Genomic DNA, 23,329 nt, shown 5'->3' with positions numbered 1-23,329 from the left:
TGGTTGCGGACGAAAATCGACAGGTTGCGATGTCGGCCCGCGTCACGCCACCAGGTAGGCGCGCGCCAGTGCTTCGAACGCCGCCTGTCCCGGATCGACACCAAGTTCTTCCCGCAAAATGTCAGCAACCGCAGGTGCCACTGCCAGCGCCTGCTTCGCATCCAGGAACAACAGTCGCGAGCGCCGTGCCAGCACGTCTTCCACCGTGCGGGCGTACTCGAAGCGCGCGGCAAAGCGCACCATGGCCTCAGATAGCCCGGGACACAGCATCCGATCAGCACCCGGCAGACTTTGCACCATCGCAGCTTCATTGCCATACAAATGCAGACCGGGTGATGCGCTTAACGGCACGCGTGGCGTATCGAACGACGGGCTGCCAACCAGGGGCAAGTCCGCGGTCTTGCAGGGCGATTCGTCCTTGACCAGCTTGGCCTCGATACAGCGCGTCAGCACGTCTTCGGCCATGGCCCGATACGTCGTCCACTTGCCGCCCGACACGGTCACCAATCCGCTCGCGCTCAGTTCAATCGTGTGTTCGCGGCTGATCTTTTTAGTGGCACCCGCAGCACCTGCGGTGGGCTTGATCAAGGGTCGCAATCCGGCCCATACGCTCAGGACATCGGCACGCGTAGGAGCATCGACCAGGTAACGCGCGGCTTCACGCAGGATGAAATCCACGTCGACATCGGCCGCCTTAGGTTCTTCAGGCAAGTCCTGGCGTGGCGCGTCTGTCGTCCCCAGCAAGACCTTGCCCAGCCACGGCACGGCGAACAGCACACGGCCGTCGCTGGATGGCACCAGCAGCGCATGCTCACCCGGCCAGAACTTGCGGTCCACCACCACATGCACGCCCTGGCTGGGCGCGACCATGGGGGCGGCTTCGTGGTGGGTGGCCTGGCCGTCTTTGAGGCGCAGGTCGTCTACCCAGACGCCGGTGGCGTTCACCACGCAGCCTGCGTCGATGTCGTAGAAGATGCCAGTTTCTTTGTCCACGCAGCGCAGACCCGCCACGCGGTCATTTTCATAACGCAGCTCGGTGGCCGCGCAATAGTTGACCAGCAGTGCACCATGCCGTGCTGCGGTGCGCGCCAAGGCCAGTGCCAGTCGCGCATCGTCGAACTGGCCGTCCCAGTATTCGATGCCCCCGCGCAAGCCTTGCGCATTCACACCAGGGGAAAACTTGCGCACGGCAGCTGCGCCCATCATGGCACTGGCCTTCAGCCGCTCACGCCCGGCCAGCAGGTCATAGGCTTTCAGCCCAATGCCGTAGAACGGCAGCTTCCACGCCTGATACGCAGGTAGCAGAAAGGGCAGCGGCTGCGCCAGGTGCGGCGCATTGCGCAGCAAGGCGCTGCGTTCATGCAATGCCTCGCGCACCAGCGAGATATTGCCCTGGGCCAGGTAACGCACGCCCCCGTGCACCAGCTTGGTCGCGCGCGATGACGTGCCCTTGGCGAAGTCATGCGATTCCACCAGCACGACCGACAAGCCCCGCGATGCTGCGTCCAGTGCCACCCCCAGGCCGGTTGCGCCGCCACCGATGACGGCGACGTCGTAGCGACGGGCTTGGGCAAGTTGGGTCAGCAGTGTGGTGCGGTCAGTGTGCAGTGGGTCCATGCTCAGTCGATCAATACGCCGTTATCGTGAAAAGGGAAGGGGCCTTCGTAGCGGCCACTGGAAATCAGGTGCGTCACCAGACGTTCTGCCCGCCATGCGTGAACCTTGAAACCGGGGGGCTCCAGCATCCAGGCTGAATCTGCGTCGGGGTCCAGGTCCAGCGCCACTTGGTGCGCGATGCCCGGTGAGGTAGATGCCACGGTGCCGCCAAAACGCACGTCGATGTTCCGGTGCAGGTGACCGGAAATCAGGCGTTCGACGTTCGGGTAGCGGGCGATCAGCGCTTCGAGTGCTGCCGCGCCTTCCAGCAGACCGATCTTGTCCATGTGGCCGATCAAGGTCTCGAACGGGGGGTGGTGCAATGCCACGATAACAGGCTCGTCACGATGACGTTCCAGGGCGTCGGCCAACCAGGCCAGACGTTCCGCACACAGGCGGCCTTCGGGCCGGCCGTGCACCACCGTGTCGAGCGCGATCAGGCGCAGCGCACCGACCTTCACCGAATACTGGATGAAGCCTTCCGTGCCCAGGTAAGTGTGCGACGGGAAGCTGCGACGCATCTGGTCGCGGTCGTCATGGTTGCCGGGCATCAGGTACACCGGCATGGTCAGCGGTTCCAGCATGCGCGCCAGGTACGCGTATTCCTCGGCGCGACCGAAGTCGGTCAGGTCGCCGGTGAACACCACGGCATCGGGCTGCTGGCGCAGTGCCAAGACCGACTGCACGGCTTGTTGAAGATACGGTGCGGTGTCGATGCGACCGTAGGCCAAGCGGCCCGGTTCGCGGATATGAAGGTCGGTCAGCTGGGCAAGAAAGGTGGTCATTAAAAAGTGTCCGAAGCGGGGATCAAGCGATCAGGAGATATCCACACGCCAACACGGCTGCCCACGGTCAGCGGGGAATCGCGGTCGGCGTCGGCCAGCAGGCTGGTGTGTTCATCGGTGCGCAGGCGCAGTTGCACACGTTCACCCAGGAACACACGTTGTTCCACGGTGGCCGTGCCCCAGCCGGGGTGCGCATCGCCCAGCTGGATGTCTTCCGGGCGCACCAGCAAGGTGGCGTGGCCGCGCCAGTTGGGCGAGCAGTCGATCTGGGCACCACCCAGTTGCAGGCGGTCTGCCTGCATGTCTTGCGGCGTGCGCGCCAGGCGGTTCACACGGCCCAGGAATTCCGCCACGAACGGGTGGCTGGGCGCACGGTACAGGTCTTCACCGCGCCCTACCTGCACCACCCGACCGGCATGCATTACGGCCAGGCGATCGGCGATCACCATGGCTTCGTGCTGGTCGTGCGTTACATGCACGGCGGTGATATGCAGACGGCGCAGCAGGTCGGCCAGCTCGTCGCGCAAGGACTCTTTCAGCTTCGCATCCAGCGCGGTCAGCGGCTCGTCCAGCAGCAGCACACGCGGGCGCACGGCCACGGCGCGGGCCAATGCCACGCGCTGCCGTTGTCCGCCAGACAACTCTGCGGGGCGCTTGTCTTCCAGACCGTTCAGGCGCATCAGGTCAACCAGTTCACCGACCGAGGCACGGCGCTTGGCTTCATCGACGCCACGCACCTTCAGGCCGTAGCCGATGTTGGCCGCGACCGTCATCTGCGGGAACAGGGCGTAGTGCTGGAACACCATGCCCACGCCGCGTTGCTCGATGGGTTGGCGGGTGACGTCCAGTTCACCGAAGCGAATGGTGCTGCCTGCGTCGGCACTTTCCAGGCCGGCGATCAGGCGCAACAAGGTGGTCTTGCCGCAGCCCGACGGCCCCAGCAAGGCCATCACTTCACCGGGCTCGACCGACAGCGAGGTGGTCTGCAAACCGCGTGTGCCGTCGGCGTAGGTCTTGGCGCAATCGACGATGTCGATGCGAACGCGTTCAAGTTCCATGGCGCTTCTGTATGTGTTGGGCCAGATGCTGCAAGCTCCACAGCACCGGCAAAATGACTGCAATGAACACCAGCGTGTAGGCAGAGCCGATCTCGATACGCATTGATGCGTAGCTGTCGGCCAGACCCACCGGCAAGGTGCGCGTAAGCGGGGTGTGCAGCATCCAGGTCAGGTTGAATTCACCGACCGAGAGCGTGAAGACCATCAGGCTGCCCGCGACAATGGCGGGGAAGGCGGCGGGCACCAGCACACCCAGAAAACGCTGGCGAAAACTCGCACCCAAGGACCGCGATGCTTCTTCCAATGCCTGGATGTCGCGGCGACGAAACGCGGGCGACACGGTGCGCACCATGAAGGGCAGGGTGAAGACCAGATGGCCTACCAGGATGAAGAAAAAGCTCTGACGGAAATCGCGATAACCGCCGTAGGTCAGGATCAAGGCCAGCGCGGTGGCCAGGCCGGGAACGGCCACAGGCAACGTCAACAGTTCTTCAAAGGCACTGGCCCAGCGTGAGCGTGTGCGGGCCAGTGCATAGGCGCAGGGCACGCCGATCAGCAGGTTGCCCACCACGCAGGCCACCGCCAACACCAGAGACCAGCCCACGGTGCCGCCGTAGACATTCCAGACCTCGCCCAGCCAGCGCAAGGTCAAGCCGCTGCGAATGCCGCTGCTGTAGTTGTTCACCAGGCCAGCCATCAAGGACAAGACCATCGGGGCCAGCATGAACAGCGACACCAGCACGGTGACGACCAACAGCAGCGGGGAAGAAAGGGGAGTATGGCACGTGCTCATCGCAGCTCCTTGCCGCCAGCCAGGCGTGCCGCAAACAGCACGGCCCAGGTGACGATGCCAAGCGAGATCGACAGCGCGGCGGCCAGCGCGAAGTTCGCGTAATTGGTGAATTCGTTATAGATCGTGATGGGCAGCACTTCCACCTTGCTGGCCAGCGTGAAGGCCGTACCAAACGCCCCCATCGCCGTGGCGAACAAGATGGCACCGCAGCCCAGCGTGGTCGGTGCCAGTTCCGGCAACCACACGTCGCGCAGCACGCCCAGGCGTGATGCACCCAGCGAACGTGCAGCTTCTTCAAGCTGTGGGTCCATGGCTTCGGCTGCTGCCGTGTAGGTAGCAATTGCACGCGGCAACGAGAAGTACACATAGGCCAGGAACAGGCCCAGCAAGCCGTAGGCGAAGGTCACGCGACCAGCGCCTGCCCACGAGCTCAGATCGGCCACCAGGCCCTGCCTGCCGCCCAGCAGGATCACGAAGAAACCCACGATCACGCCGGGGAAAGACAAAGGCAGGGTCAGCAGCGACAGCAGTACCCGGCGACCGGGAAACTGACGACGCGCCAGGCATATGCCCACCGCGCCGCCCAGCAACAGGGTCGCCAAGGTGACCACCAAGGACAGCACAAGCGTATTGGCCATGCTGGTCAGGTAGCGGCTGTCGGTCAGCACCGCGAAGTAGGTCTGCCAGCCGTCTTTGGCGGGCAGCACCAGCAGGTGGGTGACTGGCAGCAGCCAGAACGCAGCGAAGAACGCGACCGCAGGCGCACTGCATGCCAGCAGCAAGCCTCGCGGCGTTGAAGATCCAACATGGCTCATACGACTACCTTTACTGCGCTTCTTTCAGATAACGCTGCGAGAATTCCTTCTGCACGGCAGCCATCTTGTCGTAGTCCACGGTGGTGGCGCGGGCGTAGTCGCTGGCAGGCAGGAAACGCGCTTGCACGTCCGAAGGCATGGCGCTGGCACGCACCGGGCGCAGGTAGGCGTTGGCCCATATGCCCTGGCCTTCGTCAGACAGCACGAAGTCCAGCACCTTGCGGCCGTTGTCCGGGTTCGGACCCTTGGCGACCAGGCTCATGGTGTAGGGAACCACCACGGTGCCCTCAGAGGGGATCACGAAACGAACGTTGGCCTTGTCCTTGTAGCGGGCGCGGTAGGCGTTGAAGTCGTAGTCCAGCAAGATCGCAATTTCACCCGACAGCACGCGTGCATAAGCGGTCTGCTTGGGCACGATGGGTTCGTTCTTGGCCAGTGCCTTGAAGTACTCGATGCCGGGGCCGAAGTTGTCCAGCGTGCCGCCGCGTGCCTGGTTCACAGCAACCGCGCCGACATAACCGGCGAAAGCGGAAGCCGGGTCCAGATAACCCACCAGGCCCTTGTACTCAGGCTTCAACAAATCAGCCCAGGAGGTCGGCACCGGTTTGCCGTTCAACGCATCCACATTGACCATGAAACCCATGGTGCCCGAATGGATGGTGAACCAGCGGCCCTGCGGGTCTTTCATGCCGTCAGGGATGTCCTTCCAGGCTGCTGGCTGATAACCCGTCACCAGGCCATCCTTGGCAGCTTGAATGGCGAAGGTCACGCCCAGGTAGGTCACGTCTGCCACCGGGCTTGCGCGCTCGGCGGTCATTTGCGCCAGCGCCTGGCCGGAATTCTTGTTGTCCGGCGGAACCGTCACACCAGTCTTTGCCTTGATGGCAGCGATCTGTGCGCTCCAGTCGGCCCATTCGGGCGGGCAGTTGTAGCAGATGGCGTTCTGGGCAGACGCCGCAGTGCCGCAGAGCAGGCCGACCGCGAACAGGCCGGCGCTCGCGATGTGTTTGAGCGAGAAGGTCATGGGAGGTTTCCTGACGTGCATGGGGAGGGGAATGGCCGTCATGGCGGGGCCGTGACGACGCGGGAAAAATAGAGTCTTGGTCATGAGGTCGATCCCGCTGCTGCGCCGCAGGATTCCCCCGCGCGCCAGCTGTGGGACAGCATCTGGCTGGCATCCGCGCCGGGCACGCTGCCGTCGATCAGCGACTGCACGATCAGCGCCACGGCGGTCTCGCCGATGCGTGCATTGGGCTGCACCACGGTGCTCAGCATCGGGGTCAGGTCCAGGCCCAATGCAATGCCGTCGAAGCCGGTAACCGACACGTCTTCGGGCACACGCAAGCCGGCCTGACGCACTGCGCGAATCGCGCGAATCGCCAGCAAATCGTTGGAGCAAAGCAGGGTGGTGGGACGTCGTGCGCTGTGGATCAGATCAGCCAATGCGGCGGCTGCATCGTCAATGAAAGGCACTTCCAGCAGACGTGGTGAAAGGCCTGCAGACTGCATGCCTTGCAGGAAACCGCGATAGCGTTGCTGCGCACGATCGGACGCCGACAACTGGCCGCTGACCATGGCGATTTCACGGTGCCCAAGCGCTGCCAAGCGGGTTACTAGCTGCATCACCGCAAGCTCGCTGTCCACCGACACACAAGGGTGATCGGCGTGCCGGTTGTAGGCCAAGACATAAGGCGTGCCGGCCTTGCGCAGCCGTTGCAGCGCAATCGATGTGGCGGGGTTCGACACCACCAGAATCATGCCGTCGACGCTTTCCGACAGCAGCAAGTCGACCGCCCGTTCTTCCTGACCAAGCTGGTAGTCAGTCGTGACCGGCATGATCGAATAACCGAGTTCGGCCGCCGCGTGCGCAATGCCGTCCAGGCATTCGGCAAACACCGGGTTCAACAAGGTGGGCAACACTACACCGAGCACCCGGCTGCGCTGCGTGCGCAAGGTGCGTGCGCTGGCGTTCGGCCGATAGCCGAGTTCGCGCGCGACCGAAGCCACGCGTTCGCGTGTCTCGGCCGACACCTTGTCCGGCAGGTTGAAGGCGCGCGAGACGGTAGCGACCGATACGCCTGCCTGCCTCGCGACTTCCTGAATGCTCATTGGGCGGTCCTATGTAAACGATTACATTGGACCGCCGTGGGATGACGGGGTGATGACAGCGACGTTATGTCAGACCGAGTTCAACGCCACGCGACGTTTGAATGCGCGTTACGCGTCAGATGTCGTGCACACGTTTTCAGACGTATGTACTTGCCAAGTTCGTCGTCATCGAACTTACGTTTCTGTCCGCGACTCAGCGCAGCAGTTGCTGAACGACTTGCTGCACACCGTCCTGCCATGCCGGCAGACATACACCAAAATGCGTTTTTAGCTTGTCGCAGCAAAGGCATGAATTGGCCGGGCGCGCAGCGGGCAACGGATACTCAGCCGTGGTGATTGGCAGCACATCGCGCACCGCCAACGCGTCAGCACCAAGCGTCGTTCGCGCCTGCTCGACCACGGCAGCAGCCAGGCCATGCCATGACGTCGAGCCTGTGGCAGTCAGGTGGTAGGTGCCACTGCTGGCCGCCGCATCCACTACGCCATTCATCATGCGTGTCAGACACTGCACCGTGACGTCCGCAATGCATGCCGCACCCGTAGGCGCGCCGATCTGATCGGCCACCACCCGCAGCGTGTCGCGCTCTCGCGCAAGCCGAAGCATGGTGCGCACGAAATTGTTCCCATGGGCGGCATACACCCAACTGGTGCGCAAGATCAGATGCCGTGCGCCCGATGCGCGAATAGCGTCTTCACCATCGCGTTTGGTGCGGCCATACACTCCTTGGGGGTCGGTGGCATCGTCTTCGACGTAAGGGGTTTGCTTCTGGCCGTTGAAGACGTAGTCGGTGCTGTAGTGCACCAACAGTGCGTTTACATCGCATGCGGCTCGCGCCAATGCTGCAGGGCTGTCGACATTCACCGCCTGGGCCAGCGTCGCTTCCGATTCAGCGCGATCCACGGCGGTGTACGCAGCCGCATTGACGATGAGGGTAGGGCGTTGTTCTCGAACCAGGTCGCGCAGCGCATTCGGCTGTGTGAAATCCGCCTCGTCGCGGCCGAGTGCGATGACGGTGCCCAAGACACCCAGGCGATGAGAGAGCTCGGTGCCGACCTGGCCGTTTTTGCCGAGTAGAAGAATGCGTGACATGGCAGGTTGCTTCAAAGACAAGGTCGGCAGCGTAGCACCCGACCCCGCATATTCCACTGCAAGAGATTGCATTCAAAGAAAAAGCCGGACATCAACGATGTCCGGCTTCAGACTGCTGACAAAGCCTCCCGTAAAACGGAGGCTTTGTTCATAATTGGGTGATGTTAAGAGCACCGATCCCCCACCAGCACGAGCTGGAGATGGTGACGCTGGAGTCGTTGGTTCCGGCCGATCACCTGTTGCGCAAGATCGCGGCAGCGGTCGATTTTGAGTTCATCCGAGAGAAGGTTGCGCACCTGTACAGCATGAACAACGGCCGTCCGGCGCTGGATCCGGTGGTGATGTTCAAGCTGCTGTTCATTGGCTACCTGTTTGGGGTGCGCAGTGAACGGCAGTTGATGCGCGAGGTGCAGGTGAACGTGGCGTATCGGTGGTTCATCGGTTTCCGGCTGACCGACAAGGTGCCCGATGCATCGACGTTCTCGCAGAACCGCAGGCGACGCTATACGGACACCTCGGTGTACCAGGAGATTTTTGACGAGATCGTGCGTCAGGCGATCGGGCGGGGGATGGTGGATGGCCGGGTGCTGTACACGGACAGCACTCACTTGAAGGCCAACGCCAGCAAGAAGAAATTCGACGTGGTGACGGTCGCACAAACACCCTCGGCATACTTGGCTGAGCTGGATGCGGCGGTCGATGCGGATCGGGCGCTACATGGCAAGCGGCCGCTCAAGCGTGACAGCGGCGACGATGATGCGGGCGGCAGCGCTGCCCAGACCAAGGACGTCAAGATCAGTCGTACAGATCCGGACAGCGGGTTCATGGTGCGTGACGACAAGCCGGTGGGGTTCTTCTACCTGGACCATCGCACGGTCGATGCGAAGTTCGCGATCATCACCGACACACACGTGACGTCAGGCTCGGTGCACGACAGCCAACCTTACTTGGCGAGGCTGGATCGGCAGCGCGAGCGCTTCGGCTTCGGTGTGCGCAAGGTAGGCCTGGACGCGGGGTACTACACGCCGATGATCTGCCACGGGCTGCATGCGCGCGATATCCAAGGAGTAATGGGCTACCGCACGCCGAACCACAAGCCTGGGCTGTTCTACAAACGACAGTACACGTTCAACCGCTACCGCAACGAATATGTCTGCCCGGCTGGGCAGCGGCTGCCGTACAGCACCACCAATCGGGCGGGCTACCGCGAATACAAGTCAGACCCGACGCAATGCCAGCAGTGCGAGGTACGCAGCCAGTGCACCAACAGCCAGAGCGCGATCAAGGTGGTCGTGCGCCACGTGTGGGAACGCGACAAGGAACTGGTTGACGCACGCCGCCACACGGACTGGGGTAAGAAGATATACGCCCGTCGCAAGGAAACTGTGGAGCGCAGCTTCGCCGATGCCAAGCAACTGCATGGGCACCGCTACGCGCGCATGCGCGGGCTGCGCAAGGTCGCCGAGCAATGCTTGCTGGCGGCGGCGGCGCAGAACATCAAGAAGATCGCCCTGGTGCTTGCGCGCCTTTTATTGCGCCTGCAGTGGTCGATATCGGCCCCTGTTGCGCCCTGGTGGCGCGCCCTGACCGCCCGTGCCGACGGATGGCTCGATAGCTGGCTGTCTGCACAACCCGCCGCGCTCGCTGCTTGATCCCCAAAAAACAAAACCCCACGTCCGAAAACGGGGGGTTGGTCAGCAGTCTGAAGCCGGACATCAACGATGTCCGGCTTGCGTACTGTTGCCAGACCGAACGACTTACGGCGGCGTGGGTTCCGACGCGAACAATTCAAGATTGGCCTGTGTGAACGTCACGCCACCAGCCAGCTCGATCTTGATGGCAAAGTCCTTTGCCGCTTCATAAGCGCCATTTCCATCCAGGTCGACGAACAAATAGCCTTGATCTGGCGTCGGCAAGGTGGCGAAGACGACATTTTTGCCTTGCGCAAACTGGGTGGTGATGGCGACCTGGGCAAACGCAAGGTCCACGTTGTCGGTGCCGAATGTGACATTGCCAAACGTGCCTCTCTCGGCTGCTGTTTCGATCCTGATCACATCGGACGCGCCGAAATTCTTGATCGTATCGTAGGCGTTGACCACACCCTCTCCAAAGACTTCCCGGGTGCCAACGCGCGACACACCTGCCGTGCTCACGCTTGAGATCGGCAGTTGTGTCGGGTCTCCGTAGGTGTATTGCAGTGACCCCAGATAAGACACCACATCGTCGCCGCTTCCCAGGGTATAGACACTGCCATAACGACCAGCGATATTCAGGGTGTCACCATGCTGACTACCGGTGTAGTCGACTTGGCTGCTCGTTGATGTAAGACCCTCGTACGACGAGTCCAGCACAATGCTTTGCTGCGCATCCTTCAGATTCAGCAGGATGTCTGCGGTGGTCAGGAAGGTCAGCTTGATGTTTGTCAGCTGGCTGAGTTGGGATGTGTCGGTCAGCACGAATCTGGCGGTTGTGTAGATGCCAGAGAGCTCCAAAGTCTTCAGTGCATTGGCATCCAACGTCAGTTGAATATCTTGGGTCACGCCGTATGAAATCGCAGAGAAGCTGATTTCGGAGCCACTTGATTTCACATCGATCTGATACGGTGTGGTCCGATCCGAGTTGTCGGACAGCCAAAAAGTGCTCTTGTCGCGTTGTAGCTCGATGTTGGATGAGCCCCCGATAGTGAAGGAATAGCCGGCCTCCTCGGTGAACGTCACCAGCTGCGGTACATCGCCCTCCAATTCGACGCGAGTATCGAAATTCACGGTTATGTCATCGGTGCCAGCCGCGATGATGTAGGCAGGGAAGGTTCGGTCATGGCTCAAGACCTGGACGGTGTTCCCGTTGACCATAGTGTTTTGCAGTTCAATGCTTGCCCAGGACGGCGTGCCGAACTCGGGGGTGACGAACTCACCATGCACTGCCTTCAGCCCACCTTCCTCGCCAAACAAGACGCCTGTCCCGTTGCCGGAGATCAAGGTCGCGCCCTTGAAGACCACGCCATTGATGTCGGCCTCGGCATCCTCCGGGTTTGCAAAGATACCAGTGCCTTTCGTGTAGAACGCGAGACCAGTTCCGTTATTCGTCGCCGACACATCAGTGAACGTCAGGTCTTTGCTGACCTTCCAATCCGGAGCCGCGTCCTTTGCCACCACTGCAATGCCATCCTTACCGTAAGCTCGCACGGTAACCTGCGACAGCGTCGCCCCCGCCACGCCATTGAGGTACAGGCCAGTGGCAGCATCGCGCTCGTCACCGATCAGGGTCACGTGGTCCAGCGTGATGCCCGATGCATCCTTGAACGCAAGCTGGTATGTCACTGCATCGTTCTCCTCGAACACCATGTTCTTGATGGTGATATTCGATGCATGTTCGGCCAGCACTGCCGTGTCGCTGCCCGCCGACACGACCTTCACATCTCCTTGGCCTTCCAACGTGATGCTGCTCTTCAACACCAGGTCTTCGGTATAGATACCTGCCGCCACCTTGATCACGGCGGCTCGGCCATCGCCCACGGCATCGATTGCTGCCTGGATCGTCTTGAATGCGCCAGTGGCGGGGTTGTCGTTTTCCAGGGCAGCATCCACCGTGAAGGCAAGGGTCGCTGGGGGAGACACCACAGGCGGGGTGACTAGCGGGGGATTGACCACTGGCACGCCAACTTGCTCCAGCACGCCCTTGGCAAGATCAGTGACTTTTTCCTGTGCTTGCGTAACCGACGCAGGATCGGCGGTTACGCCGTTCAGCAACTCGCGGGCGGCGGTCAGGGCCGCCGCAGAGATCTGGCTGAGGTCGGCATCAGGGCCGGCTTGTTGCACGAGTTGCTCGGTGAAGCTCTGCGCCACAGCTGCTGTGTTTTTCGCAACGTTGGCGTCGGCGGAAGTCGGGTTGGCCACCACTGCCTGAACAACCTGCGCAGCCACTGCAGCAAAGCCTGCCAGCGTGGATTCGCCTGCATTGGTCAGATTTTCGATACTGCCTTTCCAGAAACTGGCGCCGTCTGCGTCGGGCGCGCGGCCCGTCAGGTTCTGGTAAAGGGTCGCAAGGAACTCATCAGCGCTGAGTGCACCGTAGGTCGCGACGAACTCGGCGTTGTCGGCAGAAATGAACTGCGTGGCAAGCGCCGATGCATCGCCACCAAGCGAGTCCAGTGTTGCCGTCCAGAAGTTCAGGCCATCCGGATCAGCCGGGCGTCCATAGACGGCCACATAAAGGGTCTGCACGCTGCTGTGCACCTTGGACAAGGTGTCGGTGGCCACGGTCTGAGCCACGCCAGTGATCGCCGTTGCCAATGCCGCCGCCTCGGGCAGTGCGGTACTTCCCGTCTGGGCTAGCAGCGCCTTGGCAGACGCCAGCGTGGTGGCATCAATTGAATTGGCGTGGTCTGTGTTCGACAAGGCCTCCGTCAATGCAATGGACACCTGCGTTTTATTGACAACGGCTTGGCCGTCGGCTGATTCCGGGGTTGGCAGCGAGATGATGCTGGCGGCTGCACGCGCAACTGCTGCCAAGTCACCGCCATCAGCGGTGATGACCGACAGCCAGAAGTTCAGTCCGTCAGCGTCCGGTGCGCGTCCGAAGGCATTTTGATAAATACTGGTCAGCAACGACGTCGTGGTGATATCGGCAGACGCTTGAAATTCAGGTGAGGCAGCAAGTGCTTCATAAAGCTGTGCGTCGCTCAGCGACGCAGAGACGTTGTCCCAGAACGCCAAGCCAGCCGGGTCGGCCGGTCGGCCAAATAAGGTGAAATAAGCTTGTTGAACACGTGCGGACATAAACATCTCGTCTGGGAAAAAGCACTGAATTATTTCAGTGCTAAAAATTTGCAGCGAGATTAACGCCGTTCAGCGTGATTTCAAGTGAAATAAGCTGATAATTAATATATTGATGAATATTGAATATCAATAATTTTATATTATGTTCTTTGTGTCTTTTGGTTTCAATGGGTGTAAGTGCGCACTTTGTGTCATGGCTTCATTCAAATAAACTACGTATTTGACGTTGCCTTTGTGGAAGCTAATCGTCAGGGTCTTATGCCCGACATCTACAATCTGGGCCAGGGCGCGAGAGGCTACTGCGGCCCATCCTTTTCCCATCGTCTTAGCGGTGCCCGTCAGCAAGTAGGAGAACAGGCGTTGTCTGCGCGCAGGAATCAGCATGGAGCGCCATGCGCCGCTCGGCTGTGTGCCAGCGTCAAGACAGCGCTGAAGGCACGTACTGCGACATTGGTTGTCATCCTTGCGTGGATATTGCCGCTGCCCTTCGCTCCCGCCTACGCCCAAGTCCCGATCTGGCGCGTGGGGGTGGTCACCCAGGCGCCCTACGCGACGCTTGATGCCGCCGGCGGTCTGGCAGGGTATGACATCGACTTGCTTAGTCGCCTTGCGCGGCGAGCAGGTGTCCACCTGGAATGGCATGTCTTCCCTGACACCATGGCGCAGGAAACCGCACGCGAAGCAGGGCAGATCGACATGGCCGTGGGCGCACTGCAGACGCCAATGGGGCTGCGCCACTGGCGTTACACCGACCCCTATCTGCGGGTGCCCATGGTGCTGGTCGGCGGACGCGAGCTTGACCCCGTATCGCTCGCGCGCATCCCTGCGGACACCCGTCTGCTGGTCGGCCCGGTCAACGAATTGCCCGCCCAGGTGCAACAGAACCTGCCCGCGCTGCGGGTCGAGGTGGCGGCTGATCCGCAGGCTGCCTTGCGCCAGCTTGCCGAGGGCACGGCCGACTACGCGCTGGTGGATCAGGTCCAGTTCGATCGGCTGGCGCGTCAACGTCTGTTTGCCGGCTTGGTGCAGATCGAAACCGCTGGCTACCCGCTGCTGCGTCGCATCGCAGTGGTCAGCGAACAACCGCTGCTGCTGCGGCAACTGGATGGACTGCTGGCCGCATTGCCTGATGCCGACGCCGTACAACTGCGACAGCGCTGGTTGGCTCCACCGCCTGCGTCTGAGTTGTCGCCTGCACTGTGGCGCAGCCTGGCCTTGTTGGCAGGTCTGCTGACCACTGCGCTGGCCGCCGCGCTGATATGGCAATTGCGGCAACGCCCGGTCATGGAGCGGCGGGTAACCGACCTGCGCCGCGAACTTGCGTTGCGTGAACAGGAAAAGGAGGCGCTGCGCCTCACGCAGTTCTCAGTCGACCAGAGCGTCACGGGCATTCTGTGGGTGAACTGGGACAGCCGCATCCGCTACGTGAATGCGGCGGCAGCGAACATGCTGGGCATTGCGCCGTCTCTGTTGCTTGAACGGCCCCTGGAAGATTTCGACCCCACCTTGCATATGGACCGCTGGTTGTCCTTGTGGAAACTGGTGCGCGACGAACAACCCCCGGCTGGCTCAGAGACCGTCTGGCAACGTGGTGACGGCAGTTGGTTGCCGGTGGCGGTCAACCTGAGCTTTCTGCGTTTCGGCAGCGCGGAATATCTGGTCGTCTTTGTGCTCGACCTGAGCGAAAAACGGCGCGCCGATGCCGCACTGGCCGAGCGCGAAGCCCAGCTGCGCGGCATTGCCGCCAACGTGCCCGGCATGGTGTTCCGCATGGAATACGGCGAGAGCCACGATGGCGCGGTGCTGACCTTCGTCAGCGACGGCAGCCAGGCGCTGGTTGGTCACGCGCCTGCGGCACTGACCGATCGCGAGCGTGGCTTGCGCAGCCTGATCCACCCTGCTGATGTGGGCGACTATGTCGCGCGGCGCGATGCAGCCATGCAGGCACGCATCGACTGGCACTGGCAGGGTCGCATGTGCACGGCGACGGGTGATGAACGCTGGGTTGATCTGAAGGCGGCCATGCGGCGCATGGACGATGGCCGTTTTGTCTGGGATGGTGTCGTCTGGGACATCCACGACAACAAGCGCGCGGAACTTGCACTGGCGCATTCGCAAGCACAGCTGCGCGACTTGTCCGCCCACCTGGAAACCGTGCGCGAAGAAGAGAAGGCCCGCATCGCACGCGAGGTGCACGACGAACTGGGGCAGGTGCTTACCGTGCTGAAGCTGGAGTTTTCCATGCTCGGGCTGATCACGCCCGACCCAAACGCCGCCCAGCGCGAGCGCTTGGAGAGTATCCAGCGGTTGATGGCGCAGCTGTTCCAGCTGGTGCGTGACGTGGCCACCGCCTTGCGCCCGCCGATTCTGGATGCTGGCATCGTATCGGCCATCGAATGGCAGGCGCGCCGTTTCGAAGCGCGCAGCGGCATTCCCTGTCTGGTGCTGGCCACTGATACGCCGCTGGTGCTGAGCGACGCGCAGGCCATTGGCCTGTTCCGCGTGCTGCAAGAGGCGCTCACCAATGTCATGCGCCACGCCCAGGCGCATTCGCTGGAAATTCGCCTGACGGTCGAAGACGGTATGCTCGCGCTGACCGTGGCCGATGACGGTGTGGGTTTTCAGCCCAGCGCAAACCAGCGATCATTCGGGGTGGTGGGCATGCGAGAGCGTGTGCTGATGCTTGGCGGCACCCTGACGCTGGACGGTGAACCCGGCAACGGCACCACGCTGCAAGCGCGCATTCCGCTGCGTTGAAATCGAATCGATAACAGATCAACAAAAAACGAAAAGGGACATGCATGATCCGCGTGCTGGTTGCCGAAGATCACAAGATCGTGCGCGAGGGCATCAAGCAATTGATCGGCATGGCCCCCGACCTGCTTGTCGTGGGCGAAGCCGTGAACGGCGAGCAGTTGCTGGACAGCTTGCGCAACACGCCGTGCGATGTCGTTTTGCTGGATATCTCCATGCCCGGCATGAATGGCCTGGAGTCGATCGCGCGCATCCGTGCCCGTGCCGGAGCGCCCAGCATTCTGATGCTGTCCATGCACGACGAACCGCAGATGGCCGCCCGTGCGCTGAAGGCCGGGGCGTCTGGCTACGCCACCAAGGACAGTGAACCTGCGCTGCTGCTGACTGCCATCCGCAAGGTCGCCGCTGGCGGTCGCTACATTGACCCGGAGCTGGCCGACCGCATGGTGTTCGACGTGGGCCTGGCCAGCGACAAACCACGTCACACGCAGCTGTCCGAGCGTGAGTTCTCGGTGTTCGAACGTCTGGTGAAAGGCGAGGGCGTGAACGAGATCGCCCAGCACCTGTCGGTCAGCAGCAAGACCATCAGCACCCACAAGGCACGGCTGATGCAGAAGCTGGGCGTGCACTCTGTTGCCGACCTGGTGAAGTACGCACTGGAGCACAAGCTGGGTTGAGCCTGTCGGGACACACGCCCTGTGCTTGAGCCGCGCTGGGTGCAAACCTGCGCCACCCATCGCCCTTGTCAGGCGATCCCTACAAAAAGCTCTCCTGTCGGGTAAGGCAAATCAGTCTGCCGCGCCGATAGGCCGTCTGCTGCTGTTTTTCTACGCTTGATGCCTGGCTTCGATGCGTGGGGAAACGGTGATGACGGCGACGAACAACGATGTGCTGGTGAGCTTTCGCGGCGTCCAGAAGACCTACGACGGCGCAAGCCTGATTGTCAAGAATCTGAACCTCGACATTCGTCGCGGCGAGTTCCTGACGCTGCTGGGCCCCTCGGGTTCGGGCAAGACCACCAGCCTGATGATGCTGGCCGGTTTCGAGACGCCCACCGCAGGTGAAATCACACTGGACGGCAAACGACTTAACAACGTGCCGCCGCACAAGCGTGACATCGGTATGGTGTTCCAGAACTACGCGCTGTTCCCCCACATGACCGTGGCCGAGAACGTTGCCTTCCCGCTGACCGTGCGCGGCATGAACAAGGTAGACGTGGCCGACAAGGTGCGTCACGCGCTGTCGATGGTTCAGTTGGACGCCTTCGGTGGACGTTATCCCACGCAGATTTCCGGTGGCCAGCAGCAGCGCGTGGCATTGGCCCGTGCACTGGTGTTCGAACCCCAGCTGGTGCTGATGGATGAGCCGCTGGGCGCGCTCGACAAACAGCTTCGCGAACACATGCAGATGGAGATCAAACACATCCATCAACGCCTGGGTGTGACGGTGGTCTACGTCACCCACGACCAGGGTGAAGCACTGACCATGAGTGACCGTGTGGCGGTGTTCCACAACGGTGAAATCCAGCAGATCGCCGACCCGCGCAGCCTGTACGAACACCCCTGCAATACCTTCGTGGCCCAGTTCATCGGCGAGAACAATCGACTGCCCGGTCGGCTGGTGCACCGTGACGGCGAGCTGTGCACGGTGGAGCTGGCACGTGGCGAGAAAGTGCGTGCGCTCGCGGTCAATGTGGGCCAACCCGGCCAGCCCGTGACCTTGTCGATTCGCCCGGAACGCGTGCGTCTGAACGGTGCCACGCAGCAGATGGAAAACCGCTTCTCGGGCCGCATTGCCGAGTTCATCTACCTGGGCGACCACGTGCGCATTCGCCTGGACGTCTGCGGCGAATCCAATTTCTTCATCAAGCAACCCATCTCCCAGCTGGAACCCGGCCTGGCAGTGGGTGACGTGATTCCGCTGGGCTTCCCGATCGAGCACGTGCGTGCGCTCGACGCGTCGCCCGGCGTGGCTGCCACGGCGAGCAAACCTGCCGCCGAGCTGGTCGCCGCGTAAGCCTGTTTTTGCTCTGACGTTCTGTCCCTGACGTTCTGCCTTCCGACGACGATACCTAAAACCCCTGGAGTGAGACCAACCATGTCGTTCCGCATCACACTCACGGCGCTTGCCGCCGCCCTGGTTTGCAGCGCCCCGGCGCTGGCCAAAGACCTGACCGTCGTGTCCTTCGGCGGTGCCAACAAAGACGCCCAGGTCAAGGCCTACTACCAGCCTTACGAACAGCAGACCGGCAACAAGATCATCGCTGGTGAATTCAACGGCGAACTGGCCAAGGTCAAGGCCATGGTCGACACCGGCAGCGTGTCCTGGGACCTGGTGGAGCTGGAATCGCCCGAGCTGGCGCGTGGCTGCGACGAAGGGCTGTTCGAACAGCTGGACTTCAGCAAGCTGGGCAAATCAGAGGACTTCGTGTCGGGTGCCATCACCCCCTGCGGCGTGGGCTTCTTCGTGTGGTCCACCGTGCTGGCTTACAACGCCGACAAGGTCAAGACCACCCCCAATGGCTGGGTCGACTTCTGGGACACCAAGACCTTCCCCGGCAAGCGTGGTCTTCGCAAGGGTGCCAAGTACACCCTGGAATTCGCGCTGATGGCCGATGGCGTGCCAACCAAGGACGTCTACAAGGTGCTGGCAACCAAGGAAGGACAAGACCGCGCCTTCAAGAAGCTGGACGAACTGAAGCCCAACATTCAATGGTGGGAAGCAGGCGCGCAGCCGCCGCAATACCTGGCCTCGGGTGACGTGGTGATGAGCTCGGCCTACAACGGTCGCATCGCTGCCGTACAAAAGGAAAGCAACCTGCAGATCGTGTGGAACGGCGGCATCTATGACTTCGATGCGTGGGCGATTCCGAAGGGCGCGAAGAACAAGGAAGACGCCATGAAGTTCCTGGCCTTCATGCTTCAGCCGCAGCAACAGAAAAGCTATTCCGAGCACATTGCCTACGGCCCGTCCAACAAGCAGGCGATTCCGCTGCTGAGCGTGAAGACCGCCAGCAACCTGCCCACCGCCGAGCGCAACATCCGCGGCCAGGTCGCCATGGGTGTGCAGTTCTGGACCGACTACGGCGAAACGCTGGAACAACGCTTCAACGCCTGGGCTGCGAAGTAAGCCCCGACCCGCAGCGCCCTGGCGCGCTGCGGGTCAACCGTATTTCTGCGGTCGCCTGCCTGCGCATTTTCCTGCGTGCATGCGGCCGGTCATTCCCCGATTCCGGAGCCCGTCATGGTCGCCCCTGCCACTACGTTGGACGGCAACGCCGCACCTGTCATCGACCGCGGTCTGAAACAACAGCTGGCCCGTGCTGGCCGCCGCAGCCGACTGACGGCGTTTGGTCTGGTGCTGCCCCTGCTGGTGTTCCTGGTGCTGACCTTTGTCGTGCCGATTGCCATGCTGCTGTGGCGCAGTGTGGATAACCCCGAAGTCGTGCGTGCGCTACCCGGCACCGTGTCTGCCATCGCCCAGTGGGACGGCAAATCGCTGCCGCCTGAACCGGTGTATCGCGCCCTGACGGAAGACCTGACCGCGCTGCGTGGCAACACCGCCAGCAGCGGTGAACTGGCCCGCCGCCTGAACCTGGAGCTGCCGGGCTATCGCAGCCTGCTGGCCAAGACCACGCGCGCGATGCCACTGCAGGCCACGGGCACCTATCAGCAAGCCCTGGAGGGCGTGGATGCCCGTTGGGGTGACCCGGCCTACTGGCAAGTCATTCGTCGCAACAGCAGCGCCACCACGCCGTATTACGTGCTGGCCGCACTGGACCACCGCATCGACGAACTGGGTGAGATCACACGCACCACGCCCGACCAGGCGATCTACCTGGACGTCTTTGCCCGCACCCTGTGGATGGGCGCAGTCATCACCCTGATCTGCCTGGTGTTCGCCTATCCGCTGGCTTACCTGCTGGCCAGCCTGCCGTCACGTCAGAGCAACCTGTTGATGATCCTGGTGCTGCTGCCGTTCTGGACCTCCATTCTGGTGCGGGTCGCGGCCTGGATCGTGTTGCTGCAGTCCGGCGGTCTGATCAACAGCGCGCTGATCAAGCTTGGTTTGATCGACCAGCCGCTACAACTGGTATTCAACCGCGCGGGCGTGTACATCGCGATGGTGCACATCATGCTGCCCTTCATGATCCTGCCGATCTACAGCGTGATGAAAGGCATCTCGCCCAGCTACGTGCGTGCAGCGATTTCGCTGGGCTGCCATCCGTTTGCCAGCTTCTGGCGCGTGTACTTCCCGCAGACCGTAGCGGGCGTGGGGGCAGGCTGCCTGCTGGTGTTCATCATGTCGATCGGCTACTACATCACGCCTGCGCTGCTGGGCGGCCCGGGCGACCAGATGGTGAGCTACTTCGTGGCCTTCTACACCAACGTCACCATCAACTGGGGCATGGCCACCGCACTGGGCGGCCTGCTGCTGGTCGCCACGCTGGTGCTGTACATGCTGTATGGCTGGCTGGCCAACGCCGCCCGCCTGCGCCTGGCATAAGGAGAGTCCTGATGAGCTACCGATCCCCCGTCCAGGTTGCCTGGCACTACGCGCACCGCATTCTGTGTGGCCTGGTGCTGCTGTTCCTGATTCTGCCCGTGCTGGTCATCGTGCCGCTGTCCTTCAACGACAGCACCTTCCTGATCTATCCGCTGAACGGGTTCTCGCTGCGCTGGTACAACGAGTTCTTCAGCTCGGCAGAATGGATGCGCTCGCTGAAGAACAGCCTGATTGTTGCCCCGGTTGCCACCTTGCTGGCCATGGTGCTGGGCACCCTGGCCGCCATCGGCCTGACGCGTGGCAACTTCCGTGGCAAGAAGCTGATCATGAGCCTTGTGATCTCGCCGATGGTCGTGCCGGTGGTGATCGTGGGCGTGGCCAGTTACCTGTTCTTCGCGCCGCTGGGCCTGGGCAACAGCTACCTGTCGCTGATCGCCATCCACGCCGTGCTGGGCGTGCCCTTCGTGATCATCACCGTGTCGGCCACCTTGCAGGGTTTCAACTACAGCCTGGTGCTGGCAGCCGCCAATCTGGGTGCCTCGCCCGTCACCACCTTCTTCCGCGTGACCCTGCCGCTGATCGCCCCCGGCGTCATCAGCGGCGCGCTGTTCGCGTTTGCCACGTCGTTCGATGAAGTGGTGGTGACCCTGTTCCTGGCCGGCCCCGAGCAGGTCACCTTGCCGCGCCAGATGTTCAGCGGCATCCGCGAGAACCTGAGCCCGACCATTGCGGCGGCGGCAACCTTGCTGATCGGATTCTCTGTGCTGATGTTGCTGGCGCTGGAATGGTTGCGGGGCCGAAGCGAGAAGATGCGGACTGCGCCTGCTGCGTGATTTGGTGAACGTCGCGGGCAGAGGCGGTGGAGAAAACAGAAGGGCGGGTGCAATGTGTTGCTCCTGCCCTTCTGTTTTTCAAGCGCACCTGCAGAAGGCGTTGCCGCTGACGGCAACGCTTGTGTGTTCAAATCAGATGATCTTGCCGAACACCCAGCTGATGGCTTTGCCGTGAACGGTCAGGATACCGCCCACCACGGTGCTGACGACTTCGTTGGTCAAGTTTTTTTCGCGGCTGATGATCAGGCCCAGTTCTTCGCCTTTCAGCACGAACGCGCACGAGAACGGGTCCGGCGTGGTCATCAATCTCACATCCTGGATCACCGCAACGCTATCCATGCCGTCCAGGCTACTGTTCAGAATCAACTGGTCCGGCCGTCCGACGAGGGGCCAATCCGAGGTTGTGAACGTGAAGTTTCCCTTCTTCTCGACCGTCTTGCCGCCGATGGTGCCCGCGATCTTGAAACGAAGCTTGCACGTGGGGCCGACGCCGCTGTCGAGCACACGGGAGGTCGTCATGCGTGCCTCGGCAATCTCCTGCCCGGCAGCCACGTCATAAGGAACGCTGTCGGAACGACGATCAAAAAAACCGCGCCAGTTGTCGTGGGTATCTGTTTCCAGCGCTGTCACGGTGAAGGTGAATCCCTCCGGCAAGCTTGCGAGAAAGAGGGCTTCATTGACGGAACCGACTGCCATGTATATCTCCTGTGGACCATCGACGGGCAGCGGCCCGCCCTGGGTTTAATGATGATACGCAGCAGCGTGCTGATGAATATTGAATGCCGGATTAAAAGTTATGCGGCTCGGTCTTTCATCAGAAATCTCGAGATGTGGCGGCTAGATAGCCAACAATAAATCAAGCTGGTGCGACGCTTCATAACAGAATGCTGTGCTTGCAGCGCTCGCCGGAGCCCTGCAAGCCCCGGGTCAGGCCAGCTCAATCACTGCCGAACAGATCGCGCGTGTAGACCTTGTCGCGTACGTCAAGAATCTCGTCGGCAAGCCGATTGGCCACCACGATGTCAGCCGTGCTTTTGAACACGCCCAGGTCACGGATGACGCGCGAGTGGAAAAAGGTGTCAGCGCGCAGCGAAGGTTCGTAAACCACGACTTCAACCCCCTTGGCCTTGATGCGCTTCATGATCCCTTGGATGGATGAGGCGCGGAAGTTGTCCGACCCGGACTTCATGGTCAAGCGGTAGATGCCCACTACCTTGGGCTTGCGCTTGAGGATGGCATCGGCCACAAAGTCCTTGCGCGTGGTGTTGGCGTCCACGATGGCGCGAATCAGGTTGTTCGGCACCTGCGCGTAATTGGCCAACAACTGCTTGGTGTCCTTCGGCAGGCAATACCCGCCGTAGCCGAACGACGGATTGCGGTAGTGCGTGCCAATGCGCGGGTCCAGCCCCACGCCCTCGATGATCTGACGCGAGTCTAGGCCATTGGCTTCGGCGTAGGAATCCAGCTCGTTGAAATAGGCCACGCGCATGGCAAGGTAGGTGTTGGCGAACAGCTTGATCGCCTCGGCCTCGGTCGAGTGCGTCAGCAACACGGGAACGTTCTGCTTCACCGCGCCCTGTTGCAGCAGCGCGGCAAACCGTTCACCCACACCCGAGCAATCGCCCACCACAATGCGTGACGGATGCAGGTTGTCGTACAGCGCACGGCCTTCACGCAGAAACTCGGGTGAAAACACGATGCGGTCCGTGGCGAATTCCTTGCGCATCTTGGACGTGAATCCCACCGGCACCGTCGACTTGATGACGATGGTAGCGGTGGCATTGGCGGCCAGCGCATCGCGGATGACCGATTCTACCGATTGCGTGTTGAAGTAGTTGGTCGTCGGGTCGTAGTCGGTAGGCGTCGCCACCACGATGAATTCTGCGCCCGAGTAAGCGTCCAGCGCGTGCGAGGTCGCACGAAGGGTCAGCGTCTTGTGAAGCAGAAAGTCGTCCAGTTCTGCGTCGATGATGGGCGACTGCCGCGCGTTCAGCATCGCTACCTTTTCCGGCAGGATGTCGAGCGCCACCACTTCATTGTGCTGCGCCAGCAGCACCGCATTGGACAGCCCTACGTAACCCGTACCCACCACTGCAATCTTCACTGCCGTACTCCTGAAAAGTCCATTATCGATGACCCAGAAAAAGCCGAC

The 23,329-nt window shown here is 61.7% G+C and carries 18 protein-coding genes; 7 read left to right on the top strand and 11 right to left on the bottom strand.

The features are described 5' to 3' along the window. Positions 1-42: 42 nt before the first annotated feature. The 8 genes from FXN63_RS23165 to rfbD form a co-directional block, all read right to left on the bottom strand. Positions 43-1,617 carry a glycerol-3-phosphate dehydrogenase/oxidase gene (locus FXN63_RS23165; RefSeq protein ID WP_187395002.1) on the bottom strand — a complete coding sequence of 525 codons (1,575 nt, stop codon included), beginning with the start codon at positions 1,615-1,617 and terminating at the stop codon, positions 43-45. Between the two features lie 2 nt (positions 1,618-1,619). Continuing rightward, complete coding sequence (locus FXN63_RS23160) at positions 1,620-2,441, bottom strand: phosphodiesterase (protein WP_148817882.1); 822 nt, start codon at positions 2,439-2,441, stop codon at positions 1,620-1,622. Further along, complete coding sequence (locus FXN63_RS23155; protein ID WP_148817881.1) at positions 2,441-3,499, bottom strand: ABC transporter ATP-binding protein; 1,059 nt, start codon at positions 3,497-3,499, stop codon at positions 2,441-2,443. The genes FXN63_RS23160 and FXN63_RS23155 overlap by 1 nt, the downstream gene beginning before the upstream one ends. Beyond that, positions 3,489-4,292 (bottom strand): ABC transporter permease, encoded by an 804-nt coding sequence (locus FXN63_RS23150; protein WP_148817880.1) that lies wholly within the window; start codon positions 4,290-4,292, stop codon positions 3,489-3,491. Before FXN63_RS23150 ends, FXN63_RS23155 begins: the two co-directional genes overlap by 11 nt. Then, complete coding sequence (locus FXN63_RS23145; RefSeq protein WP_148817879.1) at positions 4,289-5,107, bottom strand: ABC transporter permease; 819 nt, start codon at positions 5,105-5,107, stop codon at positions 4,289-4,291. Before FXN63_RS23145 ends, FXN63_RS23150 begins: the two co-directional genes overlap by 4 nt. A gap of 10 nt (positions 5,108-5,117) precedes the next feature. Beyond that, positions 5,118-6,131, bottom strand: coding sequence for an ABC transporter substrate-binding protein (locus tag FXN63_RS23140; protein ID WP_148817878.1), 1,014 nt, complete (start codon positions 6,129-6,131; stop codon positions 5,118-5,120). A gap of 80 nt (positions 6,132-6,211) precedes the next feature. After that, a complete protein-coding gene (locus FXN63_RS23135) occupies positions 6,212-7,216 on the bottom strand; it encodes a LacI family DNA-binding transcriptional regulator (protein ID WP_148817877.1) in 1,005 nt (334 codons plus the stop codon). 193 nt (positions 7,217-7,409) lie between these two features. Continuing rightward, complete coding sequence (rfbD, locus tag FXN63_RS23130; protein WP_148817876.1) at positions 7,410-8,306, bottom strand: dTDP-4-dehydrorhamnose reductase; 897 nt, start codon at positions 8,304-8,306, stop codon at positions 7,410-7,412. Positions 8,307-8,467: 161 nt separating this feature from the next. Between rfbD and FXN63_RS23125 the strand changes: the two genes are divergently transcribed. Next, complete coding sequence (locus FXN63_RS23125) at positions 8,468-9,958, top strand: IS1182 family transposase (protein ID WP_246164912.1); 1,491 nt, start codon at positions 8,468-8,470, stop codon at positions 9,956-9,958. 105 nt (positions 9,959-10,063) lie between these two features. On the opposite strand, the gene FXN63_RS23120 is transcribed toward FXN63_RS23125, so the two are convergent. Beyond that, on the bottom strand, positions 10,064-13,084 hold the full coding sequence (locus FXN63_RS23120; protein ID WP_187395001.1) for a DUF4214 domain-containing protein: 3,021 nt from the start codon (positions 13,082-13,084) through the stop codon (positions 10,064-10,066). Between the two features lie 450 nt (positions 13,085-13,534). Between FXN63_RS23120 and FXN63_RS23115 the strand changes: the two genes are divergently transcribed. The 6 genes from FXN63_RS23115 to FXN63_RS23090 all read left to right on the top strand — a co-directional run bounded on the left by FXN63_RS23115 (position 13,535) and on the right by FXN63_RS23090 (position 21,177). Beyond that, on the top strand, positions 13,535-15,841 hold the full coding sequence (locus tag FXN63_RS23115; protein ID WP_187395000.1) for a sensor histidine kinase: 2,307 nt from the start codon (positions 13,535-13,537) through the stop codon (positions 15,839-15,841). A 44-nt stretch (positions 15,842-15,885) separates the two neighbouring features. Next, entirely contained in the window at positions 15,886-16,515 is a 630-nt protein-coding gene (locus tag FXN63_RS23110; RefSeq protein ID WP_148817873.1) for a response regulator, read from the top strand. Between the two features lie 190 nt (positions 16,516-16,705). Then, complete coding sequence (locus tag FXN63_RS23105; protein ID WP_148817872.1) at positions 16,706-17,854, top strand: ABC transporter ATP-binding protein; 1,149 nt, start codon at positions 16,706-16,708, stop codon at positions 17,852-17,854. 81 nt (positions 17,855-17,935) lie between these two features. Further along, positions 17,936-18,967, top strand: a complete 1,032-nt coding sequence (locus FXN63_RS23100; RefSeq protein WP_148817871.1) for an ABC transporter substrate-binding protein — start codon at positions 17,936-17,938, stop codon at positions 18,965-18,967. A gap of 114 nt (positions 18,968-19,081) precedes the next feature. Beyond that, positions 19,082-20,344 (top strand): ABC transporter permease, encoded by a 1,263-nt coding sequence (locus FXN63_RS23095; RefSeq protein WP_148817870.1) that lies wholly within the window; start codon positions 19,082-19,084, stop codon positions 20,342-20,344. A gap of 11 nt (positions 20,345-20,355) precedes the next feature. Then, entirely contained in the window at positions 20,356-21,177 is an 822-nt protein-coding gene (locus FXN63_RS23090; protein WP_148817869.1) for an ABC transporter permease, read from the top strand. Between the two features lie 132 nt (positions 21,178-21,309). Here FXN63_RS23090 and FXN63_RS23085 read toward each other — a convergent pair whose 3' ends face one another. Next, positions 21,310-21,873: a hypothetical protein gene (locus FXN63_RS23085; protein ID WP_148817868.1), complete on the bottom strand. Its 564-nt coding sequence runs from the start codon at positions 21,871-21,873 to the stop codon at positions 21,310-21,312. Between the two features lie 241 nt (positions 21,874-22,114). Further along, a complete protein-coding gene (locus FXN63_RS23080) occupies positions 22,115-23,281 on the bottom strand; it encodes a nucleotide sugar dehydrogenase (RefSeq protein WP_148817867.1) in 1,167 nt (388 codons plus the stop codon). Between the last annotated feature and the right edge of the window lie 48 nt (positions 23,282-23,329).

It is taken from the genome of Pigmentiphaga aceris, assembly GCF_008119665.1.
Classification (GTDB): Bacteria; Pseudomonadota; Gammaproteobacteria; order Burkholderiales; family Burkholderiaceae_B; genus Pigmentiphaga; species Pigmentiphaga aceris.
The sequence above is the reverse complement of the archived record's forward strand: the minus strand, read 5'-3'. Positions and strand labels throughout refer to the sequence as shown.